15 protein-coding genes are annotated in these 17,124 nt (G+C 42.7%); 8 read left to right on the top strand and 7 right to left on the bottom strand.

The window, feature by feature from the left end; genetic code table 11:
- The 4 genes from QZ576_RS17670 to QZ576_RS17655 are packed head-to-tail and all read left to right on the top strand — an operon-like array spanning position 1 to position 4,472.
- Positions 1 to 3,009 (top strand): carboxypeptidase-like regulatory domain-containing protein, encoded by a 3,009-nt coding sequence (locus QZ576_RS17670; protein WP_297099467.1) that lies wholly within the window; start codon positions 1 to 3, stop codon positions 3,007 to 3,009.
- A 10-nt stretch (positions 3,010 to 3,019) separates the two neighbouring features.
- On the top strand, positions 3,020 to 3,583 hold the full coding sequence (locus QZ576_RS17665; protein WP_297099465.1) for a hypothetical protein: 564 nt from the start codon (positions 3,020 to 3,022) through the stop codon (positions 3,581 to 3,583).
- 1 nt (position 3,584) lies between these two features.
- Positions 3,585 to 4,079: a hypothetical protein gene (locus tag QZ576_RS17660; protein WP_297099464.1), complete on the top strand. Its 495-nt coding sequence runs from the start codon at positions 3,585 to 3,587 to the stop codon at positions 4,077 to 4,079.
- A gap of 57 nt (positions 4,080 to 4,136) precedes the next feature.
- Positions 4,137 to 4,472, top strand: coding sequence for a hypothetical protein (locus tag QZ576_RS17655; RefSeq protein ID WP_297099462.1), 336 nt, complete (start codon positions 4,137 to 4,139; stop codon positions 4,470 to 4,472).
- Positions 4,473 to 4,553: 81 nt separating this feature from the next.
- Here QZ576_RS17655 and QZ576_RS17650 read toward each other — a convergent pair whose 3' ends face one another.
- Both QZ576_RS17650 and QZ576_RS17645 read right to left on the bottom strand, forming a co-directional pair.
- Positions 4,554 to 4,943 carry a VOC family protein gene (locus tag QZ576_RS17650; protein ID WP_297099460.1) on the bottom strand — a complete coding sequence of 130 codons (390 nt, stop codon included), beginning with the start codon at positions 4,941 to 4,943 and terminating at the stop codon, positions 4,554 to 4,556.
- A gap of 63 nt (positions 4,944 to 5,006) precedes the next feature.
- Positions 5,007 to 5,663 (bottom strand): HD domain-containing protein, encoded by a 657-nt coding sequence (locus tag QZ576_RS17645; protein ID WP_297099458.1) that lies wholly within the window; start codon positions 5,661 to 5,663, stop codon positions 5,007 to 5,009.
- 212 nt (positions 5,664 to 5,875) lie between these two features.
- On the opposite strand from QZ576_RS17645, the gene QZ576_RS17640 reads away from it, so the two are divergent.
- The 4 genes from QZ576_RS17640 (at position 5,876) to pyrF (ending at position 10,822) form a co-directional block, all read left to right on the top strand.
- Entirely contained in the window at positions 5,876 to 7,540 is a 1,665-nt protein-coding gene (locus QZ576_RS17640; RefSeq protein WP_297099456.1) for an AMP-binding protein, read from the top strand.
- Between the two features lie 128 nt (positions 7,541 to 7,668).
- The gene (locus QZ576_RS17635) at positions 7,669 to 8,838 is read left to right on the top strand and encodes an AIR synthase related protein (protein ID WP_297099453.1); all 1,170 of its coding nucleotides are present in this window, start codon (positions 7,669 to 7,671) and stop codon (positions 8,836 to 8,838) included.
- Between the two features lie 8 nt (positions 8,839 to 8,846).
- Positions 8,847 to 9,932, top strand: coding sequence for a peptide chain release factor 1 (gene prfA / locus QZ576_RS17630; protein WP_297099452.1), 1,086 nt, complete (start codon positions 8,847 to 8,849; stop codon positions 9,930 to 9,932).
- A gap of 56 nt (positions 9,933 to 9,988) precedes the next feature.
- On the top strand, positions 9,989 to 10,822 hold the full coding sequence (gene pyrF, locus QZ576_RS17625; protein ID WP_297099450.1) for an orotidine-5'-phosphate decarboxylase: 834 nt from the start codon (positions 9,989 to 9,991) through the stop codon (positions 10,820 to 10,822).
- 157 nt (positions 10,823 to 10,979) lie between these two features.
- On the opposite strand, the gene QZ576_RS17620 is transcribed toward pyrF, so the two are convergent.
- From QZ576_RS17620 to tig, 5 genes are all read right to left on the bottom strand, one after another.
- On the bottom strand, positions 10,980 to 12,455 hold the full coding sequence (locus tag QZ576_RS17620) for a Gfo/Idh/MocA family oxidoreductase (RefSeq protein ID WP_297099448.1): 1,476 nt from the start codon (positions 12,453 to 12,455) through the stop codon (positions 10,980 to 10,982).
- A 169-nt stretch (positions 12,456 to 12,624) separates the two neighbouring features.
- Complete coding sequence (locus tag QZ576_RS17615; RefSeq protein WP_297099445.1) at positions 12,625 to 13,302, bottom strand: fasciclin domain-containing protein; 678 nt, start codon at positions 13,300 to 13,302, stop codon at positions 12,625 to 12,627.
- 564 nt (positions 13,303 to 13,866) lie between these two features.
- Positions 13,867 to 15,099 (bottom strand): ATP-dependent Clp protease ATP-binding subunit ClpX, encoded by a 1,233-nt coding sequence (gene clpX, locus QZ576_RS17610; protein WP_297099444.1) that lies wholly within the window; start codon positions 15,097 to 15,099, stop codon positions 13,867 to 13,869.
- A complete protein-coding gene (clpP, locus tag QZ576_RS17605; protein WP_297099442.1) occupies positions 15,099 to 15,773 on the bottom strand; it encodes an ATP-dependent Clp endopeptidase proteolytic subunit ClpP in 675 nt (224 codons plus the stop codon). Before clpP ends, clpX begins: the two co-directional genes overlap by 1 nt.
- Before the next feature lie 119 nt (positions 15,774 to 15,892).
- On the bottom strand, positions 15,893 to 17,124 hold a 1,232-nt coding region (gene tig / locus QZ576_RS17600), incomplete at its 5' end, for a trigger factor (RefSeq protein WP_297099439.1).

The raw sequence follows: 17,124 nt of genomic DNA, 5'->3' as shown, positions 1-17,124 counted from the left end.
ATGCGCTTGGGGACAAAGCTGATCTTTTTATTATTTCTGACTTTGCCTCTTGAGTTGCTGGCGCAGCAAATTGTACAAACAACTTTCGTAAAAAAACAAGCCCAATCCGAGCCGGGGAAAGTTTGTAATCTGGCCTTTTTTATTCAGAACAATTCGGAAAGTGAGCTGCAAACGACACCTGATTATACTTTGCCTGACGGGTGGAAACTGGTGACCCAAACCAGTACTATTCAGCTAAAACCATCTGAAAAAAAATTTCTTATTCTTTCGTTGCAAATTCCCGAAACTTATGCCGTGGGAAATTATACGGTTCGGGCAGAATTTATCTCGGCAGAAAACGGAGATGTTCTGCAACGAGATTCCGTAAAAGTGCAGGTTTTGGAGGTCGAAAAAATAGATGTCCAAAAACTGGACAAACCCGACTATGTTTATGCCGGCGAAGAAATTCGCGCCAGCTATTTGTTGCAAAACCTGGGGAATACCGATAAAAGCTTTTTTATAGAAACCCAGAATTGCGAGGTGGAAGGCGGGGCAGAAGTTCGCCTTAAAGTTGGCGAGTCGAAAACCATAACGGTTGTAAAATCCACTTCTGAAGAATTGATCAATAGCGAGCGGGAATATTATACCATTCGGGTAAATGCCGGAAATCGCGTGTTGCAAAGCGTTAATAATTGGTCGCAGGTGTTCCCGTCGAAGAACATGAAAAAGGACCTGTTTCTTCGGTTTCCGGTTTCGGTATCGGGAACTTATTTGGCAGTTAACAGGGACGAAAAATATGAGTCGACTTACCAGCTGCAGGTTCAGGGCCAGGGAGCTTTGGATGAATCAGGGAAACATCAGCTGGAGTTTCTGGCGCGCGGCCCAAGCAGTAACGATTTGAGCTACCTCGGGTTGTACGACCAGTATTATGTGATGTACCAAAATCCGAATTTTATGCTTTTCGGGGGGCAGAAGAATTATATGTTCACGCCGTTAACTGAGTCTTCCCGATACGGAATGGGAGTTGAAAGCAGGGTGCGGCTAAATAGTGGTTTGGAGTTAGGATTTACCTATGTCGATCCGCGATTTTTTGAAGAGATAAAGGATGAAATGGCTGGTGTGCTGGGTTATCATTTTAATGAGGATAATAAAGTTGAGGCGTATTATATCTCGAAACAATTTGCGGTTAGCGACGATCGGGCGCAGTTGGTGAGTTTGATGTCGGAGTTTTCGCCGTTTAAAGGTACTGATGTTGAACTGGAACTTTCGCGCGGTTATTTTAATAATGATGCCGACAATGCTTACCGGCTGAATATCAACTCGCAGTTTTCGGTGTTTAATGTTTCCGGAAACTACTACAATGCCGGGAAGAATTATCCGGGTTATTACAATAACTCAAAGTTTTATTCGGCCAATGTTTCGGCCCGGGTGAGCAAGAAATTGAATTTAAGTGTTTACGCCCGGCGCGATTTTATGAATGCGCAGCTCGACACTTTCTTTGCAACGGCACCGATTACTGAATCGTACCAGGGAAGTGTTGATTACAAAGTAGGCTTGCAGAGCAATTTGAAACTTTTTGTGCGGCAGTACGAGCGAAAAGACCGCCTGAGTTTTAACAAATTTCATTATAAAACTCGCTCAGCAAATATTCGTTTCAGCCAGAAATACCGTTGGTTCAGGTACAGTTTAACCGGGGAGGCCGGAAAAACAACCAACTTTTTACTCGATCCCGGCGAGAATGAACAAAACAGTTTCCGTGGAACAGGTGATTTTACTATCAAAATCAATTCGCGGCATTACATCAGCGCTTTTGGAACCTGGTCGAATATCAACGAATTTGTGTCGGGGAAGCAGCAAAATCTCACAGCGGGTTTGTCTGCATCAAGTCAGATATCAGATAATTTCAATGCCAATTTTTACGTGCAAAATGCCTATGATATCGACGATTATTATAAAAACCGTAACCTGATGCAGCTGAGCCTGAATTATAATTTCCTGAAAAGTCACAGTATTTCGCTGCGCAGTTTTTACACCATTTTTAAAACCGAGCTGGAAGAGGCCGAGTTTACCCTTTCGGCCACGTATGCCTATAAATTCGGTGTGCCGTTAAAGCAGGTAATAAAAGCCGGTGTTATCAGTGGAAAGGTAAGCAACGAGCAGGGCGAGCCGGTTGAGGGTGTTTGGGTGAGGCTGTTAAATCAAACAACGGTTACCGAAAAAAACGGCGATTATTCATTCGATTTGGTGCGCCCCGGAACGCATCTGGTTTCGTTTGATGAAAGTAATTTTCAGCTCGATGAATTAACGAATATTCCCAATCCGGTTGAGGTAAATGTTTTTGAAGATCAGGTGTCAACGATCGATGTGCGAATTTTAAAAGGTGCCGTGCTGAAGGGGAAAATTGTGTTGGAGGAAGCAAAGTTAAAGGCTGCAGCAGATGAGAATGCCACTCCGGCGAATATCATTATCGAGGCAAAATCGGCGTTGGATGAATACCGGATAACAACCGAAAAAGATGGATCGTTTGCATTTCCGTTGTTAAAACCAGGTGAGTTTACTTTTAAGATTTACGCCAATTCAATTCCGGGCGGGTATAAAATCGACCAGTCGGAATACAAGTTTTCGCTTACCGAAGGGGAAATTAAAGAATTGGATATTGTACTGCCAACCAAAAAGAACAATATTATTTTTAAACCGGCAGGAAATACAACGCTTAAAAGTGGTTTGGGATTAAAGCTAAAGTCCACTACGAAAAAGAAAGAAACTGAAGTTTCAACGGCGGAAACGTTCTATAGTGTTCAGGTTGGGGCATTTAGCCGGAAGATTCCTGAGGGAGATCCGTTTTTTCAGGATGAGCAGTTTTATTTCGAGAAACAAATTGATAACTTACACAAATATTATATCGGGCGCTATCCGGATGAAGAAACAGCGAAAAAAGAGTATGAACGCTTAAAGCTTAAATTCAATAATTTGTTTATTGTTGTATTTGATAAGGGGCAGGTTTTTAACTTGTACCAGTACCAAAAGTAGGACAGGAGAAATGAAGATTATAACTACCATATTGGCGACTTTGTTAATGAGTCTGGTGCTGTGTCAACAGGCCAGTGCCCAGCTTGATGAGGAAACTGTTCATATTGGATTTTCGCTTCCCGAAGTGGCTTTAATGGATGTTGAATACATTGGAAACGGAACGATCGAATTCGAACTTTCTCCGTCAGCCGAATCAGGAGGATCGCCGGTAGTTCGTCAGTTAACATCGCAGGAATTCTGGATCAATTATTCATCAGCATTGGGTAAATTCAGTCCCGATCGTTCAATTGTTGCTCAAATTTCGGGAGGAACACTGCCCGAAGGTTTGGAATTGTACATTCAAGCCACCGATTATTCGGGAAACGGAGAAGGAAAAACCGGAGCGTCGGTTGGAAAAGTGAAGGTTGGGAGCGATCCCCGGCCAATAATAACCGGTATTGGAAGTGCTTACACGGGCAATGGAATTGGTAATGGGCACCAACTAAATTTCGAGATCGATATCAGCCAGATGGAGAAGGTGTCGGCAAGCGGAGCACACGATTTTACCATTATGTATACCTTAACCGACAACTAATATGAAACGATATACCTTTTTTATATTGCTATGTTTTTTCGCTCTCGGCAGTCGTGCCCAGGGATTGCAGTTGTCGTTAACAGGCATGGTAACTTTTAACGAGGTGCAGATAAATGTCAGCGATCCCGGCGAAGATATTGAAGCCGTAATTACTGCCAATTCGGGTGTTCAGCTTTCCGTTGAATCGCTGAATTATTGGGAGCAAAAAAATGAAAAATGGCGCATTTATGTGCATAAAACAAATGTAGAGTGGGCCGATGATATTAAGCTGGAAGTTAGGCGCCAGGGCGATGGCGATAAGCTAAATAAAAAGGGCGGCGGCAACGTTCACGACGGATCAACTTTTGCGGAAATAAAAGACAATCCTACTTATTTTTTCCGGGGAATGGGATTGATCTCAAACATCCCGCTGGACTTTCGAATCAATGAACTGTCGTTGTCGTTGGGAGCCAACGAATTTGAAGCCGATGTGGTTTTTACCATTTACGATGATTAACTTTATTGGATGAAAAACGTTCTTCCTTAAAACGGACGTGAAAAAAGTACCGATCACATGCGAAAACTTTTCTACATAGCACTTTTTGTTGTTGCCTTGCTGGCCTGCGAAGACCGTGAGCCGGAGCCAATAATTGTACCCAACTGGATAAAACCACGTCTGGTTGAGTTGGAAAACTCAGACAGTTGTTACGGTTGCCGGGTGCAGCGCTGGACTTACAACGAAGAATATTTCTATCACCTGTACTGCGATTACTGGTCGTGCTCCAATTGCGAAGTGTACCACTACGATGGAACACTTGTTGAGTGGGGCGTTACAGTCGATCCTGCTGATTTTGATGCCAACAAACACCGCCCGATTCTGATTTGGCAGTGTGGTGATGAACTGGATTGATAATATTTATCGAGTTTTGTTTTTTAATCGAAATACAGTAAAATCATTTGCGCAACTCTGCGATATCTGCGAGCAACTTTTTTACGCCATAATTTCCACGCGGTTACCGTCCGGATCCAAAATTATACTTTCGTAATACCCGTCACCGGTCGAACGCGGCTCACTGATTATTTTATATCCATCCTTCCGAAGGGTTTCGGTCAGCTCATTTACGCTGTTTCTTGAACCCACTTTTATGGCAAAATGAATAAGGCCGGTAAACTGTTTTAGCGGATTATCTTTCGATTTCGGAATACCCGGCATTTCCATCAATTCAATGCGGCAATCGCCATTAAACGACAGAAAATAAGAACGGTATTCGCGGCTGTGGTTGTGGTAAACGTCGCCCGACGAAGCATCGAAATAATGCATGTAAAAACTGCGCATTCCTTCGAGGTTATAAGTCCAGATGGCAAGATGTTCTACTTTCATACATAATTGTTTTTAGGCTTCATAAATTTACGAAAGCAAACGGTTAAAAAACAATAGCTACGGTTATTTTTTACAGTCCCATTCGAAAAAAAACTGCGCCAGAAAATCCTCCATAAAACGATGGCGTTCTTCAGCAATTTCCTGCGCGACTTTCGTATTCATACGGTCTTTCAGCAACAGCAATTTTTCGTAGAAATGATTGATGGTTGGCGCTGTGGTTTTTTTATACTCTTCAAAACTGTTGTGAAGTTGTGGTTCGATGTCCGGATGATGGAGCAAACGCCCTTTGTTGCCTCCGTAAGCGAATGTTCGTGCAATTCCGATGGCGCCAATGGCATCCAGCCGGTCGGCATCCTGAACGATTTGAGCCTCAAGACTAACCGCTTTTGTTTCTACGCCGGCTCCTTTAAACGATACCTGCTCAATGATTTCTTCAATCTTTTCGATGTCATTTTTCGCAAGGCCAATCTGATTTAGCCAGCTTTTTGTTTTCGAAGTGTTTTCTCCGTCGCTCAGTTTCCAGTCGTCGAGATCGTGAAGCAAAGCTGCCATTTCAATCAGAAAAAGATCGCCACCTTCCTTTTTTGCCAGGTGAACTGCCATATTTCGTACCCGGTGAATATGCCACCAGTCGTGCCCCGAGCTATCATCTGCAAAGTGCTGTTTTATAAAGTTTTCCGTGGCTGAAATCAGCTCTTTTTGTGGAATATTAGACCCCATAATTCGAATTTTAGCTGTTAAAACTAATGTTTTAAACCATAAAAAACGTTAATAATTCATTTTGAATTTCGCAACATTCGTTAAATCAGCATGTTGCAAAAGGGTGTGTTTTGGTGCTTAGTTATCGAAGTCACATAGAACAATTGTTTTTTTGCTATTTTTGCCGCGTTTATTTGAGCAGACAGACTTGCTTTAAGAGGGACAGAAAAAATATGATTGACAAAACAAGATTGACTTTGCCGGCATTGTTTTACAATTCGGTGGAGAAATTTGCGAATAATACTTCGATAAAATTTGTCGGTGAGGAGGATTTCACCTACAGGCAAATGGGAGAGGATGTGGAACTTTTGGCCGAACTTTTAGTAGAGTTAGGCATTGGAAAAGGCGATAAGGTGGCCATTTTAAGCGCCAACATGCCCAATTGGGGAAAAGCCTTTTTCGCAGTTTCGGTGATTGGTGCCGTTGCTGTTCCGATTTTACCCGATTTTCATTCGAACGAAATTGAAACGATTATAGAACATTCAGAATCAAAATTACTTTTTGTTTCCGAAGGTTTGTATAAATCGGTGAGTCCGGGAGTTGCAGCAATTGTTGAACACATGATTTTGGTGGATAATTTTGCGGTTATTCCAAAAGAAACTCCGGCCGATCATTTAAAGAAGCTAACTTCTTCGGTGCCACAAACAACCCGGAAATTTTTGCCGGTAAATGTGGAGGAAGAAGAACTGGCATCGATAATTTATACATCGGGAACTACAGGAAGTTCGAAAGGAGTGATGTTAACGCACAAAAACCTTGCGTGGACAGCACAACAAAGCCGCACGCTGCAGGAAATTACTCCTGACGACCGTTTTATCTCGATTCTGCCATTGTCGCATACGCTCGAAAATACAGTCGGATTTTTGTTGCCAATGATGTACGGTGCATCGGTGCATTACCTGCGTAAACCGCCGGTAGCGTCGGTATTAATGCCCGCATTGCAACAGGTGAAACCAACTATAATGTTGTCGGTGCCGCTGATTATAGAAAAAGTATACAAAGGAAAAATTCAGCCGACTTTCGAGAAAAGCGGAACGATGCGCTTTTTAACGTCGTTTGCACCAACACGCAAATTGTTGCACAAAGTTGCAGCGAAAAAATTGCATAAAACATTTGGTGGCGAATTGCGCTTTTTCGGTATCGGAGGAGCAAAACTCGACCCAACTGTTGAACGCTTCCTTTTTGAAGGAGGATTTCCATACGCCATTGGTTACGGTTTAACAGAAACCGCACCGCTATTGGCCGGAGCAGTTGGGAAAAACCGCAAAGTAGGTTCAACCGGAATTGCTATGAAAGGCGTTTCGCTGCGTATTGCAAATCCCGATCCTGCAACCGGCGAGGGCGAAATTCAGGCCTTAGGCGAAAATGTAATGAAAGGTTATTACAAAGCTCCGGACATTACAAAAGACGTGTTTACCGAAGATGGCTGGTTCCGTACCGGCGACCGTGGAATGTTTGACAAAAACAATTTGTTGCACATTAAAGGCCGCATAAAAACAATGATCGTTGGAGCTAGCGGCGAAAATATCTACCCGGAAGAAATTGAATCAGTGATCAACAAAATGCGTTTTGTATTGGAGTCACTGGTAGTGGAGAAAAAAGGTAAACTGGTTGCGATGATCCACTTGAACACCGAGGAAATTGATGAGCATTTCAAACACTTAAAAGAGGAAGCTCAACAGTTTATTGCTGAGCGGTCGGATGAAATTCTTCAGGAGATCATGAAGAAAGTGAACCAGGAAGTAAATAAATTTTCACGGATCAACCAGGTGGTGTTGCAGCCAAATCCGTTTGAACGTACGCCAACACGAAAGATTAAGCGCTTTTTATACGCTTAGCAATCACGATATTTAATAAAAAGGGAAAGTCTTGTAAAGTCTTTCCTTTTTTTGTAGGTGCAAATAGAATAATTCGGGACAATCTATTAGAATTTGTTACTTTTGTAGCCACAAAAATCACGTAGTAAATGGTAACGGAATCAAGATACAGTGCGAGGGGTGTTTCGGCCTCGAAAGAAGATGTGCATGAAGCGATTAAGAATGTGGATAAAGGTCTTTTTCCAAAGGCATTCTGTAAGATCGTTCCCGATATTTTAGGGGGCGACGACGAATGGTGCAATATTATGCACGCCGATGGGGCAGGAACAAAGTCGGCATTGGCGTACATGTACTGGAAAGAAACCGGCGACGTTTCGGTGTGGAAAGGAATTGCACAGGATGCACTTATCATGAATGTTGACGACCTGCTTTGTGTGGGAGCCACCGATAATATTTTGGTGTCGTCGACTATTGGCCGCAACAAAAACAACATTCCTGGCGAGGTTATCGCAGCCATTATTAACGGAACAGAAGAATTGCTGGCCAATCTCCGCGAAATGGGAGTGAGCATTTATTCAACCGGTGGCGAAACTGCCGACGTTGGCGATTTGGTTCGTACCATTATTGTTGACTCAACTGTTACCTGCCGAATGAAAAAAGCCGATGTGGTTTCGGCCGATAAAATTGCTGCCGGCGATGTTATTGTTGGTTTGTCATCATCGGGAACCGCAACGTACGAAACAGAATACAATGGCGGAATGGGAAGCAACGGATTGACTTCTGCACGCCACGATGTTTTTGCCAATTACCTGGCCGAGAAATATCCTGAAAGTTTTGATCCTGCAGTGCCTGCAGATTTGGTTTATTCTGGTGGAAAGAAATTAACTGAGGCTGTTGAAGGTTTGGATATTGACGCAGGGAAACTGGTACTTTCGCCAACACGAACTTATGCTCCGGTAATCAAAAAAGTGCTGGATACATACCGCTCAAAAATTTCGGGCATGATTCATTGTTCGGGTGGAGCGCAAACAAAAGTGCTGCACTTTGTCGACAGTGTTCATGTGATTAAAGATAATATGTTCCCAGTACCACCGCTCTTTAAATTAATTCAGGAGCAATCGGGAACCGACTGGAAAGAAATGTACAAGGTGTTCAACATGGGGCACCGATACGAAATATACTGCAGTGCCGATGTGGCCGAAGAGATCATCGAAATCTCGAAATCGTTTAACATCGACGCACAAATTATTGGAAAAGTTGAACCTTTCGACGGTAAGAAATTAACAATTAAGTCGGAGAAAGGCGAGTTCATTTATTAAAGAAAACCATGGCAGAATACGCATTATTAGAAAAATTTGAATCGATAAAGCACCGCTTCTCGGAAGTAGAGCAGCAGATTACCGACCCTGAGGTGATCGCTGATATGAAGCGTTACGTAAAACTGAACCAGGAATATAAAAACCTGCAGAAGTTGGTGGCTAAATTTCAGGAATATAAAAACCTGGTAGATAATATCGAGACCGGGAAAGAAATGCTTGCTGAGGAAAGCGATGAGGAAATGCGCGAAATGGCGCGCGAGGAAATCGAAGAATCGGAAAAGCGCATTCCTGAGATTCAGCAGGAAATTAAAATGCTGCTTGTTCCGGCTGATCCGGAAGATGCCAAAAATGCAATTCTTGAAATCCGTGCCGGAACCGGTGGCGACGAGGCAAGTATTTTTGCCGGCGACCTTTTCCGCATGTACACCAAGTTTTGCGAGCAAAAGGGCTGGCGCATGGAAGTGACCAATGCCAACGAAGGAACAGCTGGCGGTTTTAAAGAAATCGTGGCCAACATTACCGGCGAAGGTGTTTACGGTGTTATGAAATACGAATCGGGAGTGCACCGTGTGCAGCGTGTGCCACAAACTGAAACGCAGGGGCGTGTGCATACTTCGGCAGCAACAGTGGCGGTTTTACCGGAAGCTGATGAGTTTGACGTGGAATTGAAAACAGAAGATATCCGTCGTGATGAGTACTGTTCGTCGGGACCTGGTGGACAGTCGGTGAACACTACCTATTCGGCAATTCGATTAACACACATTCCAACCGGAATTGTGGTGACTTGTCAGGATCAGAAATCGAAGCTGAAAAACCTCGATAAAGCGATGGCAGAATTGCGTACGCGTTTGTACAATATGGAGTACCAGAAATACATCGACGAGATTTCGTCGAAACGTAAAACGATGGTTTCTACCGGCGACCGTTCGGCAAAAATCCGTACGTACAACTGGCCGCAAGGACGTGTAACTGATCACCGTATCAACCTTACGTTGTATAACCTGCAGGCAATTATCAATGGCGAAATCGATGAGATCATTGAAAAACTGATGATTGAAGAGAACGCCGCAAAACTAAAAGAAGCAGAAATTTAAAAACAATAAAATGGGAGTCTTCGGACTTTGGTCTTCCGGCTTCCGACTTTTTTATCATGAATCAACAGCAACTATTTGAGCAGATCCAAAAAAAGCGCAGTTTCCTGTGTGTTGGTTTGGATACCGATATTCAAAAAATCCCGCAACACCTGAAAGATACTTCAGATCCGATCTTTTCATTCAATAAAGAAATTATTGATGCCACTGCCGAATTTTCGGTGGCGTACAAACCCAACCTGGCGTTTTACGAAAGTTTGGGATCGAAAGGACTGGAAAGCCTGGAAAAAACGGTAATGTATGTAAAATCGAAATACCCTGAGATTTTTGTGATTGCCGATGCCAAACGTGGCGATATAGGTAACACATCGAATTTATATGCACGTGCATTTTTCGATCACCAGGATTTTGATGCGGTAACAGTTGCTCCATACATGGGCGAAGATTCAGTAAAGCCATTTATGACGTACCTTGATAAATGGGTGATTCTTTTGGCATTGACATCGAATAAAGGAGCTTACGATTTTCAGTTTATTGAAGACAAAGAAACAGGCGACAAGTTGTTTGAAACTGTTCTGAAAACATCTCAAAACTGGGGAACTACAGAAAACCTGATGTACGTGGTTGGCGCTACAAAAGCAGAGAAACTGAAAGAAATTCGCGAGATCGTTCCTGATCACTTTTTGTTGGTACCCGGCGTTGGTGCGCAGGGTGGCAGCTTGCAGGAAGTGGCTAAAAACGGAATGAACAGCAAATGTGGTTTGTTGGTAAATTCATCACGTGGAATCATTTATGCATCGTCGGAAGCTGATTTTGCAGAAAAAGCCGGTGCTGCAGCTGAAGAAGTTCAGCAAGAAATGGAAGTGCTTTTGCAAGAAGCAGGATTGATTTAAAGATAATTCGCTAAGCGCTTAGCGGTTCAAAGCCGCTTAGCGCATAAAAGCATAAAGAAGGGATGTCGTTTATCGGCATCCCTTTTTGTTTTTGTCGTCATTCTGAACTTGTTTCAGAATCTTTCTATGCAGAGCCTGAAGTAGATTCAGGGTGACGTTATATCTGTTCCCAACCTTTTCGGTAAGTGTGTCTGATCCATTCTTCGGCCATTTTTTGTGCCGGTAAAGTTTCGTATTCTTTGTCAAATGTAGGATCGCCGTTTATCACCTCAAAATTGTCTTTTTTCAATACGCGAATCGTATCCGACGGGCTGATATTTGTAAAACGCATATTCGGGCCGTCCCATTCCAGTTTGCGCTGAAGACTTTGCAATCGAACGGCCAGTACTCCCATAACAACCATTTCGTTCAGTGGTCCGGCGTATGAAAAGTTCGAAGAGGCTTCAACACGTGCGTCTTTACTTTCTTTACAAGCACGTATCCAGTCTTGTTCGTGCCCGCCTTCCATGGCATTCGAAATACGTCGAATGGTTTTGTCCGGTTCCTGGAAATGTGCCATCTCCGAAGTTGGCAACAACGTTGGATTTGCCGCGTAAGTGCCACACATGATTTTTCCACGGGTTCCGTAGAAAACACAACCGCCGCCATCATCGCCCATTTGTTCTCCGTCTTTTAATTCATCGGGTCGGGGAGGCATAAAACCACCGTCGTACCAGTGTACGGTAACTTCGGGCATGGCAACTTTTGGCAGGTTGTCGCGACGATCGAATTCGTAGCGAACAAACTCTGCATTAGGTGCCGAGTCGTTGTTAAAAGGCGTAGAACTGCCTTCAACCGTTTTCGGATATTGTAAATTCAGTGCTTTAAAAACAGGATCAAGAATATGGCATCCCATATCGCCGAGTGCTCCGGTTCCAAAATCCCACCAGCCACGCCAGTTCCACGGGTGGTAAATCGGGTTGTATTCGGTAAATTTTGCCGGCCCGATAAATAAATCCCAGTCTAAAGTTTTCGGTACTCGTTTCCCTTTTTCGGGACGTGTTAATCCTTGCGGCCAAATCGGACGGTTCGTCCAGGTATCCACATGAGTAACTTCGCCAATTGTTCCGGCCCAAATCCATTCGCAAATCTGGCGGATTCCGTCAGCAGAGTTTCCCTGGTTACCCATTTGTGTGGCAACGCCGTATCGTGCTGCTGTTTCGGTCATAATCCGAGACTCATAAACCGAATGCGTTAATGGTTTTTGCAGAAAAACGTGTTTGCCTTCGCGCATGGCCATCAATGCCGGCAGGGCGTGTGTATGATCCGGAGTCGCAATCATCACGGCGTCAATATCTTTTTGCTCTTCCAGCATCACCCTGAAATCTTTGTATTGCTTGGCCCGGTACCAGCGCTCAAAAGCATTCCGCCCGGCGTATTCCCAATCCACGTCGCATAAGGCAACGATATTTTCGGTCTCCATAAATTTCAGGTTGGTGAAACCTTTTCCGCCAACGCCAATTCCGGCAATGTTGAGTTTGTCGCTTGGAGCTTTATGCCCCAAACCTGCGATAACATTCGAGGGAAGAATAGTGGCTGCAGCAATACTCGTTGCTGTTGTGCCTATAAATTTTCTGCGTGATAAATTGCTCATTTTCTTGTTTTCGAAAAAATACTCGGAAAAATAGAAAAAATATAAGGCTTAACCTACTGTTTAAGGTTTTTGAAGAAAGATTAACACTAATTTGCGTCAACAAAAAAAAAGAAGCGACCTGTACAGGTCGCTTCTTTTCAGTATTCATGGCGTTTCAAATTATTTTCTATCACAACTCAATTGGCAGAATTACCGCGTTTATAACATGCACAATTCCATTTGATGCTGATACTGCGTTTCCTCCGGTAATCATCGCCTCATTTCCAACGGCCCAAATTTTCCCTTCATTGTCTACTGAAAAACTTGCTCCAAGAAGAGTTTCTATCATTCGAGGACTATTTTTCGGCACTACACTGTTTGCTGCCCGACGACCTTCGGTAACATGATATAGAAGTACATCCTTTACAATTCCTACAGGAATATCCATAATTCCGGTCACTGGATATCCTAACAAGTTCTCCAAATCGGCGTTGTCATACAATGCCTGAAAAGCTGCGTCAGTTGGTGCAAATACGGTGTATTGGTCGGTTCCATTAAAAAAGGCGACCAAATCAAGGCCCATACCATTTTCGTCTTCGTAGTATTCCGAAACGTAAGATAGAGCAGCAACTAGTTGAGTGAACTCTGCACCTTCATTTGCTGTAGCCAAGGCTATTGCAGTTTCGGTTATTGTACTTCCACTCTTTTTTACTGCTTTCGATGATTTTAACTCAACCTCTTCTGAAGAGTTAGAGATGTAATCATCGTTTTCTTTTTCGCAACTAACAAATGCCATACTTACAATTATTGCTGCGGCGATAGCCAAACTTCTTAAGTTCAACATGTTTTTCAAATTTACTGTTTTCATTGTTGTAGATTTTAATGAGTTTTAAAAAGTATTTATCTGAAAAACAGTAATTCTTTAAATAATGTTTAATAAAAAAGTTAAAAGGGTAAACAAAAACTTGATATTTAAATCAATATATGTCTTAGATGTGGCTTTCTGTAAGGGTTTATGGCTATGTGTTAATAAAAGTTAAAAAGAATTTTGATGTAATGTTCGAATCAACCCAGCTGGCGCGATTTTGTAAATCGTGCCTCAGCCTACAAGGCTGAAAAAGTAAAGCTGTTCTTTTGGGGTGTAAACTCAAAAGTCCGGGGCTGTATACATTAAGTATATACAGCCCTGGACTCTTTTTGGGGCATAAATTGACAGCGGTTACAAACCGCTGACCCCGAAAATCATTCTGTGTTAATCCACGTAATCTGCGAGCAATTTCTTTTCAGTGTAAATCAGCCGAATCGGTGTTATCAGCGTTCCGATCAACTTCGTTAGTGATAGCCTCACTTAGAGTGAGACCATCACTTGGGTTGTAGGCATAAAAAAGCCGAACTGAAAAGTCCGGCTTTTAATACTATATCTTATAAGCTATTAGCTTGCTTTTAATCGTCGGATACCCGATTTGTCAATCTGACTTTCGGCGTATTCTTTGGTGATGCGCAATTCTGAAATTTCATCAGAAGGAGCATCAAACATGGCGTCGTTCATAATGTTTTCACAAATCGAACGTAAACCACGAGCACCGAGTTTAAACTCAATTGCCTTGTCAACGATGTATTCCAAAGCTTCTTCATCAAATTCCAACTCAATCTCATCCAGTTTAAACAACTTTTTGTACTGCTTGATAACCGAGTTTTTAGGTTCAGTTAAAATGTTACGCAGTGTTTCTTTGTCTAACGGGTTGAGGTAAGTAAGCACCGGCAAACGACCGATGATCTCGGGAATCAAACCGAATGATTTTAAATCCTGTGGCGAAACATATTGAAGCAGGTTTTCGCGCTCGATGCGGTCGGCATCTTTAGCAGCGCTGTAACCAATAACTTTTGTATTCAATCGGTTGGCAATTTTGCGTTCAATACCATCAAATGCGCCACCACAAACAAACAAGATATTTCTGGTATCAACAGGAATCAGCTTTTGTTCCGGGTGTTTACGTCCTCCCTGCGGCGGAACGTTTACAATCGAACCTTCCAGCAGTTTTAACAAACCTTGCTGAACACCTTCGCCTGAAACATCGCGTGTTATCGATGGATTATCACTTTTACGTGCGATCTTATCAATTTCGTCAACAAATACAATTCCGCGCTCGGCAGCTTCAACATTGTAGTCGGCAGCTTGTAATAAGCGTGTTAACAAACTTTCAATGTCTTCGCCAACATAACCGGCTTCGGTAAGCACGGTTGCATCAACAATAGTAAACGGAACATGCAACATTTTTGCAATTGTGCGTGCCAAAAGCGTTTTCCCGGTACCTGTTTCGCCAACCATGATGATGTTCGACTTTTCAATCTCGGTCTCATCATCATCGACTTTTTGTGTCAGTCGTTTGTAATGATTGTAAACCGAAACCGAAAGCACACGTTTGGCGCGATCTTGCCCGATAACGTATTGATCAAGAAAGTCCTTGATCTCTTTTGGCTTAAGCAGCTTGATGTCATCCAAATCGAAAGAGCTTGAAGTTTTCACCTCTTCCTGGATAATTGAATGAGCCTGCTCGGCACAACGGTCGCAAATGTGTCCGTCAATCCCTGCAATCAGAAGATTCACTTCTTTCTTTTCCCGTCCGCAAAACGAACACTTGTCCATCTTTTCTTTATTTGACATTATTTGTTATTTCTAACTAAAATTTCATCAATCATACCATAATCAACTGCTTCCTGTGCGGTCATCCAGTAGTCACGGTCTGAGTCTTTTTCAATTTGTTCTAATGTTTGTCCCGAGTGGTTAGCAATAATAGTATACAATTCTTTTTTGATCTTCAGGATCTCGCGAGCTGTAATTTCAATATCAGAAGCCTGTCCCTGAGCACCACCCATCGGTTGGTGAATCATTATACGAGAATGTGTTAACGCCGAACGTTTTCCTTTTTGTCCGGCTGTCATCAACACAGCGGCCATTGAGGCTGCCATACCAGTACAGATTGTAGCCACATCGGCCGAAATGTATTGCATGGTATCGTAAATACCTAAACCTGCATAAACAGAACCTCCGGGCGAGTTAAAATAGATCTGAATGTCTTTCGACGGATCGGTTGACTCGAGGAACAGCAATTGTGCCTGAATAATGTTAGCTACAGTATCGTCGATTGGTACGCCAAGGAAAATAATACGGTCCATCATCAAACGCGAAAACACATCCATTGATGCTACGTTTAACTGGCGCTCTTCGATAATTGTTGGCGAAATATAATTGCCGTATGCCGATGTGTATCTGTCCATTGTTAAGCTGCTGATGCCAGCATGCTTAGTTGCGTATTTTCTAAATTCGTTGTTGTCCATTTTTTATAAGTGCTTGTGTAAAAAAATAACTTTGCAAATACGTTTATCACGATTCACAAAGTTATAAAAAAGATTCATGCTGATGCACTCAGCAAAATATTTTCAGATGATTACAGCGCTTATTGAGCGGCTTGCATCATTTCGTTGAATTTTTCCTGCGATACTTCTTCTTCCTGAATAGTAACTTTTTCTTTCACTACTTCCACTACTTTGTCTTCCAACAATTTTTTGTAGATGCGTTCTTTTTCTTCAGGTTTTTCAAGCATCATTTTAGCAAACGATTCCAGCTGCTCCTCAGGTGCATTGTTGATTCCGTACTGTTGGAACTGTGCCGCCGCCATTTGCTTGGCAAACGCTTCAGCTTCTTCAGCTTCAACTGTCAGTTCGTTTTCTTTTGCTATCGTATCTTTAATCAATTGCCATTTCAAATCAAGAATAAATGCAGGGAATTCGTTATCGATTTGCTCCTGTGTTAATTCTTTGTTTACAGCCACCAACCAACGCTTCAAAAACTCCTCCGGCATTTCCAGATCCGTTTTTTCAACCAACGCGTCGCGGGTGTCTAATGCAAATTTATGATCAGATGAGAATACCAGGTTTTTGCCCAGGTCTTCTTTAATTTTTGCTTTGAAATCTTCAAGCGTTTTCACCTCAGTTTCTTCGCCGTAAACTTTTTTGAACAACTCTTCGTTCAATTCAGCTTTTTCGAAATTAAGAATTTCAGTAACTGTGTATCTGAAGTCGCTTTCCAAGGTATCGGCTTCTTCATGCTTGATGTTCAGCATGTGCGAAACTTCGTGGTTATTTTCGAAAGCTTTTATCGGGTTGAAAACGATGATGTCGTCTTTTTTACAACCAACAAATGCATTTTTAACTTCTTCGTCTTTGATTTTGTCAACAGCTAAAAGCACTCCTTCCGGAGCAATTCCGCCTTCAACTTCGTTACCTTCAGCATCGAGCTGAACAAAGTTACCGCGAACAGTGCTGTCTTCTTTTGCTTCTTCGGCAGGAACGTTTTCTCCCAGTTGAGAAGCTGCCATGTCAACCTGTTGCTGAACCATTTCGTCAGAAACAGCAATGTTGTAGTAAGTGTATTTGTTGCGTTTGTCGAGCGAAACTTTCACTTCAGGAGCTAAAGCAACGTCGAAAGCAAACTCAAACGACTCGTCTTTTTCCCAGTCGATTGGTTTTTGTTTTTCCTCGTTTGGCATTGGTTCGCCAAGTACAGGAAGTTTTTCATCAATCATGTATTTCGACAGGTTTTGAGAGATCAATTTATTTACCTCTTCAACCAAAACAGCTGTTCCAAATCTTTTCTTGATAAGGCCTGCCGGAACTTTTCCGGGGCGGA

Source organism: uncultured Draconibacterium sp., assembly GCF_913060805.1.
In the GTDB taxonomy this organism is placed as follows: domain Bacteria; phylum Bacteroidota; class Bacteroidia; order Bacteroidales; family Prolixibacteraceae; genus Draconibacterium.
The sequence above is the reverse complement of the archived record's forward strand: the minus strand, read 5'-3'. Positions and strand labels throughout refer to the sequence as shown.

Bases quoted from the DNA above. Each gene is read 5' to 3' on its own strand.
- QZ576_RS17660 (WP_297099464.1), top strand. From the start codon at position 3,585: ATGAAACGATATACCTTTTTTATATTGCTATGTTTTTTCGCTCTCGGC.
- QZ576_RS17615 (WP_297099445.1), bottom strand. From the start codon at position 13,302: ATGAAAACAGTAAATTTGAAAAACATGTTGAACTTAAGAAGTTTGGCT.
- clpX (WP_297099444.1), bottom strand. From the start codon at position 15,099: ATGTCAAATAAAGAAAAGATGGACAAGTGTTCGTTTTGCGGACGGGAA.
- QZ576_RS17645 (WP_297099458.1), bottom strand. From the start codon at position 5,663: ATGGGGTCTAATATTCCACAAAAAGAGCTGATTTCAGCCACGGAAAAC.
- QZ576_RS17640 (WP_297099456.1), top strand. From the start codon at position 5,876: ATGATTGACAAAACAAGATTGACTTTGCCGGCATTGTTTTACAATTCG.
- QZ576_RS17635 (WP_297099453.1), top strand. From the start codon at position 7,669: ATGGTAACGGAATCAAGATACAGTGCGAGGGGTGTTTCGGCCTCGAAA.
- QZ576_RS17665 (WP_297099465.1), top strand. From the start codon at position 3,020: ATGAAGATTATAACTACCATATTGGCGACTTTGTTAATGAGTCTGGTG.
- QZ576_RS17620 (WP_297099448.1), bottom strand. From the start codon at position 12,455: ATGAGCAATTTATCACGCAGAAAATTTATAGGCACAACAGCAACGAGT.
- pyrF (WP_297099450.1), top strand. From the start codon at position 9,989: ATGAATCAACAGCAACTATTTGAGCAGATCCAAAAAAAGCGCAGTTTC.
- prfA (WP_297099452.1), top strand. From the start codon at position 8,847: ATGGCAGAATACGCATTATTAGAAAAATTTGAATCGATAAAGCACCGC.
- QZ576_RS17650 (WP_297099460.1), bottom strand. From the start codon at position 4,943: ATGAAAGTAGAACATCTTGCCATCTGGACTTATAACCTCGAAGGAATG.
- clpP (WP_297099442.1), bottom strand. From the start codon at position 15,773: ATGGACAACAACGAATTTAGAAAATACGCAACTAAGCATGCTGGCATC.
- QZ576_RS17670 (WP_297099467.1), top strand. From the start codon at position 1: ATGCGCTTGGGGACAAAGCTGATCTTTTTATTATTTCTGACTTTGCCT.
- QZ576_RS17655 (WP_297099462.1), top strand. From the start codon at position 4,137: ATGCGAAAACTTTTCTACATAGCACTTTTTGTTGTTGCCTTGCTGGCC.